Raw genomic sequence first — 19,735 nt, forward strand, 5'->3', positions numbered from 1 at the left:
CGGATTACGTTTAATTCAGTGCATTACAGCGAGCTTTGGTACGGCAAAATGTTGGAGCGCAGCATCTGATGCGTGCCGAGACCATAGTTGGAGCTCAGGCCGCGCAGCTCGATGTTGAAGCCGAACACTTCGTCATACTTGCTCTGATCTTTTTCCCAACCGTTAATCTTCCGCTCATAACCGACACGGATGGCATAGCAGCAGGAGTTATATTGCACGCCCAGCATCTGGTCGGCTGGTTTGCTGGCGTTGGTGTCATAGTAATAGGCTCCAACCACAGACCAGCGATCGACAACAGGCCAACTCGCGGTTACGCCTACCTGGTTAATGCCCTCTTTATATTGCTCAGCAGTAGAGTAGGAAGGCAGCGTCGCCTGGATATACTCCGGGCTGGCGTAACGGTAGTTCAACTGCAGCAACCGGTCTTCATCACGGCGATACTCAATTACGCCGTTGCCCGTCGCCACGTTGTTAAGCCGCGCGTCATACTGTACGCCGCCGCGCAAGCCCCACCGGTCGCTGATGCGCCAGTAAGTATCTCCCGCCCATACCATCGAGCCGGTCTCTTTGTCTTTCTCCCAGTTGATGTTGTCATCACCGGTACGGGACTCGGTGAAATAGTAGATTTGACCAACAGAAACGTTAAAACGTTCAACGGACTTATCGTCATAAACGCGGGATGTGACGCCGGTCGTTACCTGGTTGGCGGAAGCGATGCGGTCCAGGCCGCCGTAGGTGCGGTCGCGGAACAGGCCGGAATAGTCAGACTGCAGCAGCGAAGAGTCGTAGTTATTGATGGTGCTCTGGTCGCGATAAGGGATGTAAAGGTACTGCGCGCGCGGCTCCAGCGTTTGCGTGTAGCCTTCTGCAAGCGAACTGAAATCACGTTCAAAGACCATCTTACCGTCAACTTTAAACTGTGGGAGGACGCGATTGACGGAATCTTCCAGGTTGTTGGCCGCCGCGTTATTACCACCCAGATAGTTACGATAGCGTTCCAGATTGTCCTGCTGATAATGCGTCGCCATCAGCTTGGCTTCGGTATTAATGCTTCCCCAGTCATTGGAGAGCGGCAGGTTGATGGTCGGTTCCAGATGCAGACGCGTCGCTTCCGGGTAGTTTTCGTTTACGTTGGTAAACTTCACCGCCTGCGCATAAAGACGCGTATCGAAAGGCCCTACGTCATTCTGGTAGAAGTTAACGTCAAGCTGCGGCAACGAGCGGTAGGTGTTGCCGACATTGTTAAATACCTGGAAATCACGCGCCGAGAGACGGGCATCAAAATTTTCTACAGCATAGCCCGCGCTGAAGAATTGTGTCGCATAGCCGTCGGTGCTTGATCCATATTTAGTACTAAAATCATTGAAATAGCGATCGTCGCTGACCTTGGTATAGTCAACGTTGAAGCGCCATACCTGATCCAGCACGCCCGCATGCTGCCAATAGAACAGCCAGCGGTGCTCGTTATCATCGGTGCGAGTGGTATCGTCCCGGTAGACATCATCGGAAGGCAGGTAATCAAACTCCATCAGGCCAACGCCCGCCTGCGTCAGATAACGAAACTCGTTCTGCCACTGGACGTTGCCGCGCTTTTCAATGTAATGCGGCGTAATCGTCGCATCGAAGTTAGGCGCGATATTCCAGTAGTAGGGAAGAGTGAACTCGAACCCATTGTTGGTACCGTATTTCGCATTCGGAATAAGGAAACCGGAGCGGCGTTTATCGCCTATGGGCAGTTGCAGATAAGGGCTGTAAAAGACCGGAACCGGGCCCAGCTTGAAGCGGGCGTTCCAGATTTCCGCGACCTGCTCTTCACGATCGTGAATAACTTCGCTGCCCACCACGCTCCAGGTGTCGGAACCCGGCAGACAGGAGGTAAACGTACCGTTTTCGAGTATGGTGTAACGGTTTTCGCCTCGCTGTTTCATGAGGTCGGCGGTGCCGCGGCCCTGACGCCCCACCATCTGGTAGTCGCCTTTCCAGACGTTAGTGTCTTTGGTGTTGAGATTCGACCAGGCTTTCGGACCTTTCAGGATGACCTGATTGTCGTCATAGTGCACATTACCCAGAGCGTCGACCGTACGCACCGGATCCGGTTGGCCTTCTACCTGTTTCTGATGCAACTGGACTTCGTCAGCCTGAAGCCGACCGTTACCTTGTTGAATATCCACATTGCCGCTGAACACCGCGTCGTCAGGGTAGTTTCCTTTTGCGCTATCGGCATTGATAGTTACGGGTAGCTGGTTTGGGTCGCCTTGTACCAGAGGGCGGTTATAGCTGGGCACGCCGAGCATACACTGTGAAGCGAGATCGGCAGCCATCCCTTGTTGGCTATAGAGGGCTGTGCCAATCATCGTGGCCAGCAAGGTGGGAATACGTTTTTTCATACGTGTTATTCGTTGTTCCGTCATCATTGGCTTGGCGCCGGCAAACGGTCAGAGACTAACTTACTCATCACCACAGCGCTAGTGTTAATCCTGCCCGCTTTCGAGCCTCTGTGTTAGGCACGGCTTAGAATGACGGGTATGATAAAGCAAATTCTAGCCGACGGCATGACGATTTGGGGAGTATATGCAGTATTGGGGAAAAGTGGTTGGCGTGGCGATAGCGCTGCTGATGGGCGGCGGTTTCTGGGGCGCCGTCATCGGCCTGCTGATAGGCCACATGTTTGATAAAGCACGTAGTCGTCGTACCGTCTGGTTTGCCAGCCAGCGCGAGCGTCAGTCGCTCTTTTTCAGCACCACCTTTGAGGTGATGGGGCATCTGACTAAATCCAAGGGGCGAGTGACCGAGGCGGATATCCATATCGCCACGCTGCTGATGGACCGAATGAACCTTCACGGCGAGTCGCGCCGCGCGGCGCAGCATGCTTTTCGCATTGGCAAAGAAAACGGCTATCCGCTGCGGGAAAAAATGCGCCAGCTCAGAAGCGTCTGTTTTGGCCGCTTCGACCTGATTCGGATGTTTCTGGAAATTCAGATTCAGGCGGCTTTTGCCGATGGCACGCTTCACCCAAACGAGCGCGAAGTGCTGTATGTCATCGCAGAAGAGCTGGGTATCTCGCGCGTGCAGTTCGACCAGTTCCTGCGCATGATGCAAGGCGGCGCGCAGTTCAACGGCGGTTACCAGCAGCAGTCGCAGCAGAATGGCGGCTGGCAGCAGGCGCAGCGCGGTCCAACGCTTGAAGATGCCTGCAACGTATTAGGCGTGAAGGCCACGGATGATATGACTACCATCAAGCGCGCCTATCGCAAGCTGATGAGCGAACATCACCCGGACAAGCTGGTCGCAAAAGGGCTGCCGCCTGAAATGATGCAGATGGCCAAGCAAAAAGCGCAGGAAATTCAAAAGGCGTACGATTTAATTAAGGCTGCGAAAGGGGTCAAGTAAGCGCGGTTTGACTCTCCATCCCCGCCCTCTCTTCAAAGAGGAGAGGGCGTCACCCCTTTTATTATGGCGCGCAATCAACTGGCGTATTTCCGGGCCGAACAGGCGCAGCGCCGCCGACCTTTCACGGCAGTGATGTTTCAAAAAAAGTTGCCGCTTTTGTCGGGTGGGTAAGCCGGGCGCTACCCACCTTGTACTGTTGCGACGTCAGAAATCCGCAGGGGCGCGGAAGGTCATAGACGAGCCGTAGGCGGGATGGGTGATGGTCAGCGACTCCGCGTGCAGTAACAGGCGGTCCGCCTGCGCGAACGCTTGCGGCGTGGCATAGAACTTATCGCCGAGGATCGGATGACCGAGCGCCATCATATGTACGCGCAGTTGATGCGAACGCCCGGTAATGGGTTTCAGCAATACGCGCGCCGTGTTATCCGGCGCGTATTCCAGCACTTCATATTCCGTCTGCGCCGCCTTGCCGGTCTCATAACACACTTTTTGCTTCGGCCGGTTCGGCCAGTCGCAAATCAGCGGTAAATCCACCAGCCCTTCGGCCTTCGCTGGATGGCCCCATACCCGCGCCACATACTGCTTTTTCGGCTCCCGCTCGCGGAACTGGCGTTTAAGCTCCCGCTCCGCCGCTTTGGTGAGGGCAACCACAATCACCCCGCTGGTCGCCATATCCAGACGATGCACGGATTCCGCCCGCGGGAAATCGCGCTGGATGCGCGTCATCACGCTGTCTCTGTGCTCTTCGAGACGGCCCGGCACGGAGAGCAGGCCGCTCGGTTTATTGACCACCATAATATGGTCATCCTGATAAAGGATGACCAGCCAGGGGTCTTGCGGCGGATGGTAAGATTCGAGCATCGTCCGGCTCCGTTTACTGATGCGTTACGACAATAAGACGCAGCGCGTCCAGACGCCAGCTCGCCTCGTCGAGGCTCTCCAGCACCTGCTGGCGATTCGTCTCAATGGCGCTCAGCTCATCATCGCGAATGTTCGGGTTCACCGCCCGCAACGCTTCCAGGCGAGAAAGCTCCGAGGAAAGTTTTTCATCCGCCTCTTCGCGCGCCGCCGCAATCAGCGCCTGCGCCGCTTTCTCTACCTGAACTTCCGCCAGTTGCAGAATGGCGTGCACGTCCTGCTGCACCGCGTTCACCAGCTTGCTGCCGGTATGGCGATTCACTGCGCTCAGCTGGCGGTTGAAGCTTTCAAACTCCACCTGCGAAGCCAGGTTGGTGCCATTTTTATCCACCAGCATGCGCACCGGGGTCGGCGGCAGGAAGCGATTGAGCTGCAGCTGTTTCGGCGCCTTCGCCTCGACGACATACATCAGTTCCAGCAGCAGCGTTCCTACCGGCAGCGCCTTGTTCTTCAGCAGCGAAAGCGCGCTGCTGCCCGTATCGCCGGAGAGGATAAGATCCAGGCCATTGCGAATCAGCGGATGTTCCCAGGTAATAAACTGCGCGTCTTCGCGGGAAAGCGCCACGTCGCGGTTGAAGGTAATGGTGCAGCCGTCTTCCGGCAGACCCGGGAAGTCGGGCACCAGCATATGATCGGAAGGCGTAAGCACAATCATATGCTCGCCGCGGTCATCCTGGTTAATGCCGATAATATCGAACAGGTTCATGGCGAAGTTTACGAGGCCCGTGTCGTTGTCCTGGCCGGCGATATCATCCGCCAGGCGCTGCGCTTTTTCGCCGCCGTTGGAGTGGATCTCCAGCAGGCGGTCGCGACCCTGCTCCAGCTGCGCCTTCAGCGCTTCATGCTGCTCGCGGCAGGACTTTATGAGTTCGTCAAAGCCTTCCGTCTCTTCCGGCGCGGCGAGGTAGCCGATAAGCGAATCGTAAACGCTGTCATAAATCGCGCGGCCGGTCGGGCAGGTGTGTTCGAAAGCGTCCAGCCCTTCGTGGTACCAGCGCACCAGCACCGACTGCGCGGTTTTTTCCAGATAAGGCACGTGGATCTGGATATCATGCATCTGTCCGATACGATCCAGACGGCCGATGCGCTGCTCCAGCAGATCCGGGTTAAACGGCAGGTCGAACATCACCAGCTGGCTGGCGAACTGGAAGTTGCGGCCTTCGGAGCCGATTTCCGAGCAGAGCAGCACCTGCGCGCCGGTATCCTCTTCGGCAAACCAGGCGGCGGCGCGGTCGCGTTCGATAATCGACATGCCCTCATGGAACACGGCGGCGCGAATGCCTTCCCGCTCGCGCAGCACCTGCTCCAGCTGTAACGCCGTGGCCGCTTTCGCGCAGATAACCAGCACTTTCTGCGAGCGGTGGCTGGTAAGGTAGCCCATCAGCCATTCCACGCGCGGATCGAAGTTCCACCAGGTGCCGCTGTCGCCTTCAAACTCCTGATAAATTTGCTCCGGGTAGAGCATATCGCGGGCGCGATCTTCCACCGATTTGCGGGCGCCCATAATGCCGGAAACTTTAATCGCCGTCTGGTACTGGGTCGGCAACGGCAGTTTAATGGTATGCAGCTCGCGTTTCGGGAAGCCTTTCACCCCGTTGCGGGTGTTGCGAAACAGCACGCGGCTGGTGCCGTGGCGGTCCATCAGCATATCGATAAGCTCATGGCGCGCATCTTCGGCGCCGTCGCGGTCGCTGTTGGCGGTCTGCAGCAGCGGTTCGATATCCTGCTCGCCAATCAGATCGCTTAAGGTGTTGAGCTCTTCATTGCTGAGCTTGTTGCCGGCGAGCAGCAGCGCCACGGCGTCGGCCACCGGACGGTAATTTTTCTGCTCTTCGACAAACTGCGCAAAGTCGTGAAAACGGTTCGGGTCCAGCAGGCGCAGGCGGGCGAAATGGCTCTCCATGCCCAGCTGTTCCGGCGTGGCGGTCAGCAGCAGTACGCCCGGCACCTGCTCGGCCAGCTGTTCAATCGCCTGATATTCGCGGCTCGGCGCGCCTTCGCTCCAGACCAGGTGGTGCGCTTCGTCGACCACCAGCAAATCCCACTGCGCTTCGCACAGGTGCTCCAGGCGCTGCTTGTTGCGGCGTACGAAATCGAGCGAACAGATCACCAGCTGTTCCGTATCGAACGGGTTATCCGATTCATGCTGCGCTTCGGTGTAGCGTTCATCGTCAAACAGGGCGAAGCGCAGGTTAAAGCGGCGCAGCATCTCCACCAGCCACTGGTGTTGCAGCGTTTCCGGCACCACGATCAGCACGCGCTCGGCAGCGCCGGAGAGCAGTTGCTGGTGAATAATCATGCCCGCTTCGATGGTTTTCCCAAGGCCCACTTCATCCGCCAGCAGCACGCGCGGCGCATGGCGGCGGCCCACGTCGTGGGCGATGTTGAGCTGGTGAGGGATAAGATTGGTGCGCTGGCCGCGCAGGCCGCTCCACGGCATGCGGTATTGTTCGCTCTGGTATTTACGGGCGCGATAGCGCAGGGCGAAACGATCCATGCGGTCAAGCTGGCCGGCGAACAGGCGATCCTGCGGCTTGCTGAACACCAGCTTGCTGTCGAGCAGCACTTCGCGCAGCATCACGTTCGCTTCCTGCGTATCCAGACGAGTGCCGATATAGGCCAGAAGGCCGTTCTCTTCCTTTACTTCATCCACTTTCAACTGCCAGCCTTCATGGCTGGTCACGGTATCGCCCGGGTTAAACATCACGCGGGTGATGGGGGAGTCATTTCGGGCATACAGACGATTTTCACCGGTAGCCGGGAAAAGCAGGGTGACCATGCGGGCATCAATCGCCACTACGGTTCCCAGTCCCAGTTCGCTCTCCGTATCGCTGATCCAGCGTTGACCAAGTGTAAAAGGCATATATCGGCTCTATTCTCGTTACAAATTTGCAGGCAATAGTATGACTCCCGCCTGCGAAGAGGCGGGGGGTCGAGATTGGGTACGGTTTTGGAAAGGGCGCTATGGTACTGGATGGCAACGCATTCGTCACCTGTCAAAATAGCCCTAACTGCCCCGTCATCAGTGTAGCAAAGTCATCCTCAAGGAAGGGTAAAATGCCTTGCGCAACAGGCTGAAGCTGTTTTTCCAGATAGTGGTCGTAATCAAGCGGCGAGCGTTGATAATCGACCGGCTCAGGACCGCTGGTGGTCCAGACATATTTAATGGTGCCCCGGTTTTGGTACTGCGCCGGGCGGCCAAGCTTCAGGTTCTCTTCATCCGCAAGCCTTGCGGCGCGCACGTGCGGCGGCACGTTGCGCTGGTATTCAGCCAGCGGCCTGCGCAGCCGCTTGCGATAGACTAGCTGGTCGTCAAGCTCGCCGGCCATCAACTTTGCGATAGTCTCGCGCACAAAATCCTGGTAGGGCTCCTTGCGAAAAACCCGCAGGTAAAGATGCTGCTGGAACTGCTGGGCGAGCGGCGTCCAGTCGGTGCGCACCGTCTCTAAGCCCTTAAAAACCATGCGCTGGCTTTCGCCTTCCTGAATAAGCCCGGCGTAGCGCTTTTTGCTGCCAAGCTCCGCGCCGCGGATGGTCGGCATCAGGAAACGGCTGAAGTGCGTTTCGAACTCCAGCTCCAGCGCGCTGGTTAGCCCCAGGGGTTGTTGCAAATGCGCGCGCCACCAGGCGTTGACATGCTCCACCAGCTGTTGGCCGATGCGCGCGGCCTCCGCTTCGCTATGAGGCGTTTTAAGCCAGACGAAGGTGGAATCCGTATCGCCATAAATCACCTCATACCCTTGCGCTTCAATCAGTTCGCGGGTTTGACGCATTATCTCATGGCCGCGCATGGTAATTGACGAGGCGAGGCGCGGGTCGAAGAAGCGACAGGCGCTGGTGCCAAGCACGCCATACAGGGCGTTCATGATTATTTTCAGCGCCTGGGAGAGCGGCTTATTGCCCTGGCGCTTCGCCTCTTCGCGACCCTGCCAGATTTGCGTCACTATTTCCGGCAGGCAGTGTTTAACGCGTGAGAAGCGCGCGCCGATAAAGCCTTCAATGCTGTGCTGCTCGTCAGGCTCCGCGAGCCCTTCCACCAGTCCCACCGGGTCTATTAAAAAGGTGCGAATAATCGACGGATAAAGGCTTTTGTAATCCAGCACCAGCACGGAGTCATACAAGCCGGGACGGGAATCCATCACGTAACCGCCAGGGCTTGCCTGCGGCGGCACGTCGCCGAGATTGGGCGCGACGAAGCCCGCACGGTGCATGCGCGGAAAATAGAGATGACTGAAAGAGGCGACGGAGCCGCCGTGGCGGTCCGCCGGCAAACCGTTTACCGTCGCGCGCTCCAGCAAAAAGGGCATCAGCTCGGTTTTATGGAAGATACGCGTCACCAGTTCGCAATCTTTTAGATTATAGGTAGCGAGCGCTGGCTTATCTTCGGCGAAACGGCGGTCTATCTCCGCCATGCGGTGCCACGGATCGTCGATAGCTTTGCCCTCGCCCAGCAGTTCTTGCGACACCGATTCCAGCGAGAAAGAGGCGAAATTCCAGAACGCGGACTTCAGCGCGTCGATGCCGTCGATAATCAGTCGGCCCGCGGCCTGGGCAAAAAAGACGCCGTTTTTGAAGCCATGTTCGCGCCACTCCAGCTCGCTGTTTCCGCGCCCCAGTCGCAGCGGCACGCCGTAACGTTCGGCATGTTTTTGCAGCATGCGCAGGTCAAACTGCACCACGTTCCAGCCTATCAGCACGTCGGGGTCATGCTGCGCAAACCAGGCGTTGAGTTTCTCAATCAGCTGCGGACGGCTTGTCACATAGTCAAGCTGAAAGTCGAGCGCGCTGGCGTCGCCGTTTTCCGGACCCAGCATATAAACCACGCGCTGGCCGCAGCCTTCAAGCCCGATGCAGTAGAGTTCGCCATGGCGGTTCGTTTCGATATCCAGCGACACCCATTTCAGCGGGGGACGGTAGTGCGGATTCGGCTTCAGACGCGCGTTGCTTAACATCGCGCCCTGCGGCTCGCCGCTCACCCACACCGGGGCGGTGATAAAACGCTCCATTAAAAAACGCTCTGGCGGGCGAATATCTGCTTCATACATCGTAACGCCGTGCTCACGCAGCAGTTTTTCCAGGCGCATCAGCTGGCGGTGGGAGCGGCAATAAAGCCCGCAGACGGGCTGGTGGTGAAAATCTTTAAGGGCGAGCGGCGCAAGGCGCGCATCGCTTTCATTCGCCAGCAGACGCTGGGCCTGGGGGCGCTGAGCTTCGGGGATAAAGGCGACGGATTCCTGCGGCGGCAGGCGAACCTTCAGCGGGCCGTCGTCGGTCGCCAGCCAGAATTCTACTTCCGTACCTTGCGTGCTATCCCGCCAGTGGCGGGTCAATATAAAACCCTGACGCGCTTCAGACACACCGTTATCCCGCACAAAAAACCAGGCCTGATTATAGCCTGGTTTGGGCTCTTTCGCTGGTGTTTTATACAGTGCTAAGCAGGCTCTGCTTTAACCGAAGCAGCTGATAGCCAGAGTAATAAAACGTCTCGCGGATAAGAAAAGAGAGCCGGGCTTCGAAAGAGCGGTAGCGGGTTGTAGGCGTGGGAGAAGGCCGGGCGTCAATCCCCTCATCGCGGGCAATGAGCATGGCTCTTTTCATATGTAATGGATCGCTAACCAGTAAAGCCGTACGTAAATGATGCGCCGCCATAATCTGCCGGGCATAACGGAAGTTCTCCCGCGTCACACGGGATTTTTCTTCGAGGAGAATGGCGTTTTCGCTCATCCCTTTAGTAAGAAGGTAAGTGCGGGCGATAGCCGCATCCGATACAGAACTGCCCGCGCTGGTTCCACCCGTCAGGATGATTATTGGCGCATAACCCTGACGATATAGTTCAAAAGCATGGTTGAGGCGTTCCTTAAAGACGGGAGAAGGCTGGCTATCGGCTATCCCGGCGCCAGCCACAATAGCGCAATCGGCGCGCTGCGTTTCACTAAGCAGGCTGTACTGGTAAATCGATACGGCATTGACCACGCCCAACGTAGCGATAAGCAGCAATACCGCAGCGAGCAGGCCGAACGATTGTCTGGTATTCATGGCCAGTCGCTCTCCCTGAGACATTTTTCTGGCCGAATCTTAACAGGATAAAAGGCCTATTGCCCGTAATAAGCCTTCGCGCCGTGCTTACGCAGGTAGTGTTTATCAAGCAGGGTTTGCTGCATATCCGGCAACTGCGGGGCGAGCTGGCGGCAGAAGATGCCCATGTAGGCGACCTCTTCCAGCACGATGGCGTTATGCACCGCATCGGAGGCGTCTTTACCCCAGGCGAAAGGGCCATGCGAGTGTACCAGTACGCCGGGCATTTGCGCCGGGTCGATCCCTTTTTCGCGAAAGGTCTCGGCGATGACCACGCCGGTTTCCCACTCATATTCGCCGTTGATCTCCGCGTCCGTCATTTTGCGGGTGCAGGGGATGGTGCCGTAGAAGTAGTCCGCGTGCGTAGTGCCCGTCGCCGGAATCGGCAGACCCGCCTGCGCCCAGATAGTGGCGTGGCGCGAATGGGTATGTACAATGCCGCCAATGGTCGGGAACTGCTGATAAAGCAGACGATGCGTCGGCGTATCCGAAGAGGGCTTTTTCGTTCCTTCCACCACCTCGCCGGTCTCTATGCTCACCACCACCATATCTTCCGCGGTCATTACGGTGTAATCGACCCCCGAAGGCTTAATAATGAAAACGCCGCGTTCGCGGTCAACGGCGCTGACGTTGCCCCATGTGAGCGTCACCAGATTATGTTTCGGCAGCGCCAGGTTCGCTTCCAGCACCTGACGTTTTAACTCTTCCAGCATCCTGAACCTCCTGATAAAAAAGAGGGCCAGCCCTTGCGAGCTGGCCGAACCCTGTTTTTACCGTTTGAAACCGTAGTAGACCTCGTTCCAGCGCAGCGCATCTTTAAAGGCGGGCAGGCGAGTGTCGTTGTCGATAACCGCGATCTCCACGTTATGCAACTCAGCAAACTGACGCATATCGTCAAGATTCAGCGCCTGGCTGAAGACGGTGTGGTGCGCGCCGCCAGCGAGGATCCACGCTTCGGACGCGGTCGGCAGATCCGGTTGCGCTTTCCACAAGGCGTTGGCGACCGGCAGCTTCGGCAGGTCGTGCGGCGCTTTTACCGCATCCACGCAGTTGACCAGCAGGCGGAAGCGATCGCCAAGATCGATAAGGCTGGCGTTAATGGCAGGCCCGGTGGTGGTGGAGAAGATCAGCCGCGCCGGATCCGCTTTGCCGCCAATGCCGAGGTACTGCACGTCGAGGATCGGTTTTTCATCGGTGGCGATAGAAGGGCACACTTCCAGCATGTGGGAGCCGAGCACCATGTCGTTGCCCGATTCGAAGTTATAGGTGTAATCCTCCATAAAGGAGGTGCCGCCCTGCAGGCCGGTGGACATCACTTTCATGATGCGAAGCAGGGCGGCGGTTTTCCAGTCGCCTTCGCCCGCGAAGCCGTAGCCCTGTTGCATCAGGCGCTGCACCGCAAGACCGGGAAGCTGTTTTAAGCCGTGCAAATCTTCAAAGGTAGTGGTGAAAGCATGGAAGCCGCCCTGTTCCAGGAAGCGCTTCATGCCAAGCTCAATACGCGCCGCATCGATAACGTTCTGGCGTTTGTCGCCATTGACCTGGGCTGCGGGAGTGAGGCGGTAGCTGCTTTCATATTCGTCCACCAGCGCGCTGATGTCGCCTTCGCTAACTTCATTGACGACAGCCACCAGATCGCCGACGCCCCAGGTGTTTACCGAGAAGCCGAACTTGATCTGCGCGGCCACTTTATCCCCTTCGGTGACCGCCACTTCGCGCATGTTGTCGCCAAAGCGCGCCACTTTCAGGTGGCGAGTATCCTGTTTCGAAACCGCCTGACGCATCCACGCGCCGATGCGTTTATGCGCTTCACCATCCTGCCAGTGGCCGGTGACGACGCTGTGCTGCAGGCGCATGCGAGCGCCGATGAAGCCGAACTCGCGGCCGCCGTGAGCGGTCTGGTTCAGGTTCATAAAGTCCATGTCGATGCTGTCCCACGGGATCTGCGCGTTGAACTGGGTATGAAACTGCAGCAGCGGCTTGGTGAGGATAGAGAGGCCGTTTATCCACATTTTGGCGGGCGAGAAGGTGTGCAGCCATACCACCATGCCTGCGCATTTGTCGTCATAGTTGGCGTCGCGGCAGATGTCGGTAATCTGGTCCGGGGTCGTGCCGAGCGGTTTCAGCACCAGCTTGCAAGGCAGCTTCGCCTCGGCGTTGAGGGCATTCACCACCTGTTCGGCATGCTGATTCACCTGGCGCAGCGCTTCTGGTCCATACAGATGCTGGCTGCCAATTACAAACCACACTTCATACTGGTCGAAAATAGTCATCGTCATATCCTTAATGTGTCAGTGCTGCCTGGCCTTCGCGGTGGGTTGCGCCGCTGGCCGGTAGTGAAGGGAGATAATGCTGTTCCGCGCTGGCGGACCACTGCTGATAGCGGCGATAGAGCTGCTCAAAGCGGGCGGCCCGTTCCGGGACAGGCTGCAGCGTGTTTTCAATCTGGCTCGCCATCGCCTGCTGCGCGGCGGGAATATCCGGGTGAACGCCTGCGGCGACGGCGGCGAAAATCGCCGCGCCCAGCGCGCAGCATTGATCGGAGGCGACGATTTGCAGCGGGCGGTTCAGCACGTCGCAGCAGACCTGCATGATCACCGGGTTTTTACGGGCGATGCCGCCCAGCGCCATCACGTTATTCACCGCAATGCCCTGTTCGGTAAAGCACTCCATAATGGCGCGGGCGCCGAAGGCGGTGGCGGCGATCAGTCCGCCGAAGAGCAGCGGGGCGTCGGTAGCCAGATTCAAATCGGTAATGACCCCTTTCAGACGCTGGTTGGCGTTCGGCGTACGGCGGCCGTTGAACCAGTCAAGAATGACCGGCAGATGATCAAGCGAAGGGTTTTTCGCCCAGGCTTCGGTGAGCGCAGGTAGCAACTGCTTTTTGCTGGCGGCGAGGGTCTCTTTCAGCTCCGGATGCTGCTGCGCCAGCTGATCGAGCGGCCAGCCGAGCAGGCGGCCAAACCAGGCGTAAATATCGCCGAAGGCGGATTGTCCCGCTTCAAGCCCGATAAATTCCGGCACTACGCTGCCGTCTACCTGGCCGCAGATGCCCTTCACCGCGCGGTCGCCCACGCTTGGCTTGTCTGCAATAAGAATGTCGCACGTGGAGGTGCCGATAACTTTTACCAGCGTATTGGGCTGAGCGCCTGCGCCCACCGCGCCCATATGGCAGTCAAACGCGCCGCCGGAAATCACCACGCTTTCCGGCAAGCCCAGCCGCATCGCCCATTCCGGGCTGAGGTTGCCTACAGGAATCTCCGCAGTCCAGGTGTCGGTGAACAGCGGGTAATCAAGATTCTGGTTGATGATGGGGTCGAGCTCATCGAAGAAGCTGGCTGGCGGCAAACCGCCCCAGCTCTCATGCCACAGCGATTTATGCCCGGCGCTGCAGCGTCCGCGGCGAATATCCGCCGGACGGGTCGTGCCGGAGAGCAGAGCGGGCACCCAGTCGCATAGCTCAATCCAGGAGACGGCCGCCTGCGCCACGGCGCTGTCCGCCCGCGTCACGTGGAGAATTTTGGCCCAGAACCACTCGCTGGAGTAAACGCCGCCGATGTAGCGCGAATAGTCCACTTTATCCGGCTGGTGGCACAGCCGCGTTATCGCTTCCGCTTCTTCCACCGCCGTGTGATCTTTCCACAGCACAAACATGGCGTTGGGGTTATCGGCGAACTGCGGGTTGAGCGCCAGCACGTTGCCCTGCGCGTCAATCGGCGCAGGGGTGGAGCCCGTTGAATCCACGCCGATGCCGACCACGTCGGCGCGCTGCTTTTCGCTCAACTCGGCCAGAACGCGCTTCAACGCCGCTTCCATTGACTCAATGTAATCGAGCGGGTGATGACGAAACTGGTTATGGGCGGCGTCGCAGTAGCGGCCTTCCTGCCAGCGGGGATACCACTCCACCTGGGTGGCGAGCTCGGCGCCGCTGGCGCAATCCACCGCCAGCGCGCGTACTGAATCACTGCCGAAATCAAGTCCCAGCGCAATAGCCATCTTCACACTCCATGAGGTAAACAAACATGCAGAGAACATTAGTTTTACGGGCTGAAAAGGGTCAGGGTGGATTCGCTGAACTTATGGATTAAAATGCTATGGGTTGAGAAATTGTGACGCCACGCAAATTATCGATGTGGACATTCCTGCCATGTTTATAGACACTTTAGCCATCATTGAAAAAGCCTGATGAAACAGACGCGACGGGCTAAATTCTGTGATGACGCGGCTTTAACAACCCCGTTAAGCTGAACAGAGCGTAAGCAGAACGGTGTGCCGCCCTGCTTTTTGCGATATGGACAAATGGTTTCCTTAATCTAGCTTCGGAGCACCGCTGACGATGGCCGAAACGCAAAACGATCCCCTGTTGCCGGGATACTCTTTCAACGCGCATCTGGTTGCCGGGCTGACCCCCATCGAGGCCAACGGCTATCTCGATTTCTTTGTCGACCGCCCGCTTGGCATGAAGGGCTTTATTCTTAACCTGACCATACGGGGCGAGGGGGTGGTGAAAAATCAGGGGCAGGAGTTTGTCTGCCGTCCGGGCGATATGCTGCTCTTTCCGCCTGGCGAAGTGCACCACTATGGCCGCCATCCGGAGGCGAAAGAGTGGTATCACCAGTGGGTTTATTTCCGCCCGCGGGCTTACTGGCACGAGTGGCTGAACTGGCCGACCATCTTTGCTCACACCGGGTTTTATCGCCCTGACGACGCTCATCAGCTGCAGTGCTCTACGCTTTTTCAGGAGATAATCAACGCCGCGCAAGGGCCGGGACGCTACGCCGAACTGCTGGCGATTAACCTGCTGGAGCAGCTATTGCTAAGGCGGGTGGAAGCGATAAACGAGTCGATGAAGGCGCCGCTCGACAACCGGGTGCGCGACGCCTGTCAGTACATCAGCGACCATCTGGCGGACAGCCATTTTGATATTTCAAGCGTGGCGCAGCATGTCTGCCTGTCGCCGTCTCGACTGTCGCACCTGTTCCGCCAGCAGCTTGGCGTTAGCGTGTTGAGCTGGCGCGAAGATCAGCGCATTAGTCAGGCGAAGCTGTTGCTCAGCACGACGCGCATGCCGATTGCAAGTGTAGGGCGCAACGTGGGTTTTGAAGATCAGCTCTACTTTTCGCGGGTTTTTAAAAAATGTACGGGCGCCAGCCCCAGCGAGTTTCGGGCAGGCTGCGAATAAGCTAAACCGAAACTAAATGCTTTTACGAATGTCGTAACCGGTAACTTATTCAAAGCACGGATATCTTGACGCAGGTCAAGGCCGCCGGGAGAATCTTTTCTCCTCACTCAACCGGGTACGTTATGGAAGCCTTGCTGGAACATTTTATTACGCAGTCGCTCGCTTATTCGCTTATCGCCGTGGCGCTGGTGGCGTTTCTCGAGTCGCTGGCGCTGGTAGGGCTGTTATTGCCGGGGACGGTGATGATGGCGGCGCTGGGGGCGCTGATTGGCAGCGGCGAGGTAGGGTTTTACGAAGCCTGGGCGGCGGGCATTGTAGGCTGCCTGCTGGGCGACTGGATCTCCTTCTGGCTGGGCTGGCGCTTTAAGAAACCGCTGCACCGCTGGAGCTTTCTGAAAAAGCACAAGGCGCTGCTGGATAAAACCGAGCACGCCTTGCATCAACACAGCATGTTCACCATCCTGGTTGGGCGGTTTGTGGGTCCCACGCGTCCGCTGGTGCCGATGGTCGCGGGCATGCTCGACCTGCCCGTCGCGAAATTTGTTCTGCCGAATATTATTGGCTGTCTGCTCTGGCCGCCGCTCTACTTCCTGCCGGGCATTCTGGCCGGCGCGGCTATCGACATTCCCGCCGACATGAAAAGCAGCGGCTTTAAGTGGCTGCTGCTTGGCGTGGCGCTGTTGCTGTGGCTGGCGGCATGGCTGTGCTGGCGCTGGTGGCGCAGCGGCAAAACCACCGACAGGCTGTCGCACGTCCTGCCGCGCTCACGCCTGCACTGGCTCGCGCCTTTGACGAGCGGCGTAGCGTTGGCGGCTTTTATCGCCATCCTGCAGCATCCGTTGATGCCGGTGTACCTTAATATCCTCGGGAAAGTCGTCCGCGGCGGACATTAAGGCGTTATGCCAAGTAACATCGAGGCGCTCGCTTTCCCGCTTGCCAGTTGAGCGGTATCGCCATCCCAGACGATGCGCCCGTCCACCACCACTATCGAGCGCGGCGCAATGCGCGCCGCATCTTCAATGCTGTGCGACACCATCAGCAGCGTCAGGTTCTGTTCCAGGCAAAGGCGCTCAAGCAGCGTAAGCATCTCCTGGCGCAGCGCCGGGTCGAGCGCCGAGAACGGCTCATCAAGCAACAGGACCGGCTGCTGGCGTATCAGGCAGCGCGCCAGCGCCGCCCGCTGACGCTGGCCGCCCGAGAGTTCGCCGGGCAGTCGCTCAAGTAAATCGCCCATCGCCATTTCATGCGCTATATGCGCTACTTTTTCGCGCTGCGCCGCCGTCAGCTTCAGGCCCGGATGCAGGCCGAGCCCGATGTTTTCACGCACCGTCAGGTGATTGAACAGGTTGTTTTCCTGAAACAGCATAGAGACCGGGCGGGCGGATGGCGGCGTGCGGGTATGATCGGCATTATTCAGCCGCAGCGTGCCGCTCGCTGGCGGCAGGAAGCCCGCGATTAAATTCAGCAGCGTGCTTTTTCCCGCGCCGCTTGGCCCCAGCACCGCCACGCGCTCGCCCGCTTTGACCTCAAGCGAGAAGCGCATCGGCAGATGATGATAAAGCCAGGTGAGATCAATCAGTGTCAGCATGACGCCCCGGGAGTTTTTCTATCAGCGTAAAGAGCAGGAAGCAGAGCAGCAGCAGGATCAGCGCCGTTACGGCTCCCGCCTCGCTGCGGTAAGAGCCAATCTGTTGGTAAAGATAAAAGGGCAGCGTGCGGAAATCTTCATTGCCGAACAGAGCCACGACGCCGAAATCGCCTATCGAAAGCACGCTGGCGAAAGCCAGGGCCTGCGCCAGCGGCCTTTTCAGCGCGCGAAATTCGATCAGGCGCAAGCGGTTAACGCCGTGGATATCGAGCGACGCGCAGAGCGGGGCGTAACGGGCGGCCAGATCGCGCATCGGGTTTTCCAGCACTTTCAGCGCGTAGGGGATAGCCATCAGCGCGTTGGTGAAAATCACAATGCCGTCTGCTGATTGCGGCAGCCCGACGCTGCTGTTAAGCAGCAGAAAAAAACCGGTGGCGAGCACGATGCCCGGCATGGCGAGAATCAGCATGCCGCTCAGCTCGAGGCTCTGGCCCGCCAGGCGTCGCTCGCGCAGATAAAGCTCGCGCGCGCTCCACAGCAGCATCATGGTCAGCGCCACGCAGAGCAGCCCGGCGGCGAGCGCGATGCGCAACGACGTCCAGAGCGCGCGCCACAGCGCCGGCTGAAAAAGCGACTCGCCCGCGCTGCCCGTGAGCCCATCGGCTACCACCGCCAGCAGCGGCGGCAACAGTAATAACATAGCGAGAAAAATCAGCAGGCTATCGGTAAACCAGCTTAAGCGGGAATCTTGCGGGTCGCGCCAGCCGCGCAGGTGCGTCGCCCCAACCGGTATCGCTTTGCTGAGTTGCTGGCTTAGCAGCATCAGCGCAAGGCAGCAAGCCATCTGTACCAGCGCCAGCAGCGCCGCCCGTCCCGGGTCGTAGTCGTAGCTCAGCGCCTGATAAATAGCGAGTTCAATGGTGGTTGCCTGCGGGCCGCCGCCAAGCGACAGCACCGTGGCGAAACTGGCAAAGCAGAGCATAAAAATCAGCGCGGCGGCGGGGGGAATTTGCCGGCGCAGCCACGGCCATTCAACGAGCTGGAAAAAGGCCCAGCCGCGCATGCCGAGCTGGGCGGCAATCTGGCGCTGCTCGCCGGGAATATTTTCCAGCGCCTGCAACAGCAGACGGGTCGCCATCGGCATATTAAAGAAAATATGGGCCAGCAGAATGCCCTGCAGCCCATAGGGCGAGAAGCGCCATTCCACGCCCAGCTGGTGGCAAAGCGCGGCTATCCAGCCGCTGCGGCCATAGACGCTTAAGATGCCGAAAACGGCGACCAGCACCGGCAGGATAAGCGTCATGGCGCAAAGCCGCAGCAGCGCGTTGCGGCCGGGAAAGCGGCGGCGGTAGAGCGCGCGGGCGAGAAAAATAGCGGGCACGACGGAGAGCAGGGCGGAGAGAAACGCCTGCCAGAAGGAGAAGCGCACCACCTGCCACAGATAACTGTCCTGCAGCAGCGCCGGAAAATCGGTTTGCGGGGCGTTAAGCCAGAGCGCGGAGAACGCCGCCAGAGCGACCGCCGCCATCAGCAGGGCGGCGAGCAGCCCCGGCCACAGCCAGCCGGGAATTAATGGCTGACGGCGCGAAGCCATTCGTTAATCCATTGCGTGCGCTGTTGCGCCACGACCTGCGGTGTAAATTCCAGCGATGTTTGCGGTTTTTGCAGGGCGTTGAAGCCTTCCGGCAACGGGACATCGGTTACCGGATACATCCAGTTCCCGGTGGGAATGGTGCTCTGGAAGGCGGGCGAAACCATAAACTTCAGGAATTTTTCAGCCAGCGCCGGTTGCTTACTGGCGGCGGTGCGGGCCGCCACTTCAACCTGAAGGTAATGACCTTCACTGAAGTTAGCCGCGGCGTAATTCTCTTTTTTCTCTTCAATGAGGTGGTAAGCGGGCGAGGTGGTGTAGCTCAGCACCAGATCGCCTTCCCCTTTCAGGAACAGGCCGTACGCTTCGCTCCAGCCTTTGGTAACGGTGACCGTTTTCGCCGCAAGCGCGCGCCAGGCTGACGGCGCTTTGTCGCCATACACTTTTTGCATCCACAGCAGCAGGCCAAGGCCCGGCGTGCTGGTGCGCGGATCCTCATAAATGACACGCCATTTCTTATCGCTCTCCACCAGCTCTTTTAAGCTTTTCGGCGGGTTCTTCAGCTTGTTTTTGTCGTAGACGAAGGCGAAATAGCCGTAATCGAAGGGCACAAACGTGTCGTTCTTCCAGCCGCCCGGCACGTTAACGGCCTCCGCCGCTACGCCGCTCGGTGCAAAAAGTTTCGTGGCGGCGGCGGCTTCGAGCAGGTTGTTATCCAGCCCCAGCACCACGTCCGCCTTGCTGTTTTTGCCTTCCATACGCAGGCGGTTAAGCAGCGATACGCCATCTTCCAGCGCCACGAACTTCAGCTCACAGCCGCAGTCGGCTTCAAACGCTTTTTTTACTTTCGGGCCCGGGCCCCAGTCGGCGGAGAAGGAGTCGTAGGTGTAAACGGTCAGAACGGGTTTGGCGAAAACGGGCGCGGCGACCAGCGCCAGCAGCGGGAGACATTTTTTAAGCACTTTGCACCTTTGAGCATAGGGGGCAAAGG

14 protein-coding genes are annotated in these 19,735 nt (G+C 58.5%); 3 read left to right on the forward strand and 11 right to left on the reverse strand.

Translation table 11 applies throughout. From position 1 onward, the window contains the following. Window positions 1–23: 23 nt before the first annotated feature. Entirely contained in the window at window positions 24–2,387 is a 2,364-nt protein-coding gene (gene lptD / locus ACU4F7_RS03495; protein WP_029591236.1) for an LPS assembly protein LptD, read from the reverse strand. A gap of 184 nt (window positions 2,388–2,571) precedes the next feature. Between lptD and djlA the strand changes: the two genes are divergently transcribed. Next, window positions 2,572–3,390, forward strand: a complete 819-nt coding sequence (gene djlA, locus ACU4F7_RS03500; protein WP_029591235.1) for a co-chaperone DjlA — start codon at window positions 2,572–2,574, stop codon at window positions 3,388–3,390. A gap of 204 nt (window positions 3,391–3,594) precedes the next feature. On the opposite strand, the gene rluA is transcribed toward djlA, so the two are convergent. The 7 genes from rluA to araB form a co-directional block, all read right to left on the reverse strand. Beyond that, on the reverse strand, window positions 3,595–4,251 hold the full coding sequence (rluA, locus tag ACU4F7_RS03505) for a bifunctional tRNA pseudouridine(32) synthase/23S rRNA pseudouridine(746) synthase RluA (RefSeq protein WP_029591234.1): 657 nt from the start codon (window positions 4,249–4,251) through the stop codon (window positions 3,595–3,597). A 13-nt stretch (window positions 4,252–4,264) separates the two neighbouring features. Beyond that, the gene (rapA, locus tag ACU4F7_RS03510) at window positions 4,265–7,171 is read right to left on the reverse strand and encodes an RNA polymerase-associated protein RapA (protein ID WP_481638043.1); all 2,907 of its coding nucleotides are present in this window, start codon (window positions 7,169–7,171) and stop codon (window positions 4,265–4,267) included. A 133-nt stretch (window positions 7,172–7,304) separates the two neighbouring features. After that, window positions 7,305–9,665 (reverse strand): DNA polymerase II, encoded by a 2,361-nt coding sequence (polB, locus tag ACU4F7_RS03515; protein ID WP_481638044.1) that lies wholly within the window; start codon window positions 9,663–9,665, stop codon window positions 7,305–7,307. 64 nt (window positions 9,666–9,729) lie between these two features. Next, window positions 9,730–10,344, reverse strand: coding sequence for a YdcF family protein (locus tag ACU4F7_RS03520; protein WP_481638045.1), 615 nt, complete (start codon window positions 10,342–10,344; stop codon window positions 9,730–9,732). Between the two features lie 56 nt (window positions 10,345–10,400). Next, window positions 10,401–11,096, reverse strand: a complete 696-nt coding sequence (gene araD / locus ACU4F7_RS03525) for an L-ribulose-5-phosphate 4-epimerase (protein ID WP_481638046.1) — start codon at window positions 11,094–11,096, stop codon at window positions 10,401–10,403. Window positions 11,097–11,153: 57 nt separating this feature from the next. Then, window positions 11,154–12,656 carry an L-arabinose isomerase gene (gene araA / locus ACU4F7_RS03530; protein ID WP_029591230.1) on the reverse strand — a complete coding sequence of 501 codons (1,503 nt, stop codon included), beginning with the start codon at window positions 12,654–12,656 and terminating at the stop codon, window positions 11,154–11,156. A gap of 10 nt (window positions 12,657–12,666) precedes the next feature. Beyond that, window positions 12,667–14,379, reverse strand: coding sequence for a ribulokinase (araB, locus tag ACU4F7_RS03535; RefSeq protein WP_029591229.1), 1,713 nt, complete (start codon window positions 14,377–14,379; stop codon window positions 12,667–12,669). A gap of 340 nt (window positions 14,380–14,719) precedes the next feature. Here araB and araC point away from each other — a divergent pair, with 340 nt between their 5' ends. After that, window positions 14,720–15,565 (forward strand): arabinose operon transcriptional regulator AraC, encoded by an 846-nt coding sequence (gene araC, locus ACU4F7_RS03540; protein ID WP_029697791.1) that lies wholly within the window; start codon window positions 14,720–14,722, stop codon window positions 15,563–15,565. Between the two features lie 122 nt (window positions 15,566–15,687). After that, on the forward strand, window positions 15,688–16,458 hold the full coding sequence (locus ACU4F7_RS03545) for a DedA family protein (RefSeq protein ID WP_024558791.1): 771 nt from the start codon (window positions 15,688–15,690) through the stop codon (window positions 16,456–16,458). Here the strand turns inward: ACU4F7_RS03545 and thiQ are convergent. Genes thiQ through thiB form a run of 3 tightly spaced genes read right to left on the reverse strand, consistent with a single transcriptional unit; the run spans window position 16,455 to window position 19,706 of the window. Then, complete coding sequence (thiQ, locus tag ACU4F7_RS03550) at window positions 16,455–17,153, reverse strand: thiamine ABC transporter ATP-binding protein ThiQ (protein WP_029591228.1); 699 nt, start codon at window positions 17,151–17,153, stop codon at window positions 16,455–16,457. The two genes, ACU4F7_RS03545 and thiQ, sit on opposite strands and share 4 nt — an antisense overlap. Then, a complete protein-coding gene (gene thiP, locus ACU4F7_RS03555; protein WP_481638047.1) occupies window positions 17,137–18,747 on the reverse strand; it encodes a thiamine/thiamine pyrophosphate ABC transporter permease ThiP in 1,611 nt (536 codons plus the stop codon). The genes thiQ and thiP overlap by 17 nt, the downstream gene beginning before the upstream one ends. Beyond that, window positions 18,723–19,706, reverse strand: a complete 984-nt coding sequence (gene thiB, locus ACU4F7_RS03560; RefSeq protein WP_029591226.1) for a thiamine ABC transporter substrate binding subunit — start codon at window positions 19,704–19,706, stop codon at window positions 18,723–18,725. Before thiB ends, thiP begins: the two co-directional genes overlap by 25 nt. Window positions 19,707–19,735 lie beyond the last annotated feature (29 nt).

It is taken from the genome of Franconibacter pulveris (assembly GCF_056780215.1).

Coding starts and splice junctions, on each gene's coding strand:
- lptD (WP_029591236.1), bottom strand. CDS start 2,387: ATGAAAAAACGTATTCCCACCTTGCTGGCCACGATGATTGGCACAGCC.
- djlA (WP_029591235.1), top strand. CDS start 2,572: ATGCAGTATTGGGGAAAAGTGGTTGGCGTGGCGATAGCGCTGCTGATG.
- rluA (WP_029591234.1), bottom strand. CDS start 4,251: ATGCTCGAATCTTACCATCCGCCGCAAGACCCCTGGCTGGTCATCCTT.
- rapA (WP_481638043.1), bottom strand. CDS start 7,171: ATGCCTTTTACACTTGGTCAACGCTGGATCAGCGATACGGAGAGCGAA.
- ACU4F7_RS03520 (WP_481638045.1), bottom strand. CDS start 10,344: ATGAATACCAGACAATCGTTCGGCCTGCTCGCTGCGGTATTGCTGCTT.
- araD (WP_481638046.1), bottom strand. CDS start 11,096: ATGCTGGAAGAGTTAAAACGTCAGGTGCTGGAAGCGAACCTGGCGCTG.
- araA (WP_029591230.1), bottom strand. CDS start 12,656: ATGACTATTTTCGACCAGTATGAAGTGTGGTTTGTAATTGGCAGCCAG.
- araB (WP_029591229.1), bottom strand. CDS start 14,379: ATGGCTATTGCGCTGGGACTTGATTTCGGCAGTGATTCAGTACGCGCG.
- araC (WP_029697791.1), top strand. CDS start 14,720: ATGGCCGAAACGCAAAACGATCCCCTGTTGCCGGGATACTCTTTCAAC.
- ACU4F7_RS03545 (WP_024558791.1), top strand. CDS start 15,688: ATGGAAGCCTTGCTGGAACATTTTATTACGCAGTCGCTCGCTTATTCG.
- thiQ (WP_029591228.1), bottom strand. CDS start 17,153: ATGCTGACACTGATTGATCTCACCTGGCTTTATCATCATCTGCCGATG.
- thiP (WP_481638047.1), bottom strand. CDS start 18,747: ATGGCTTCGCGCCGTCAGCCATTAATTCCCGGCTGGCTGTGGCCGGGG.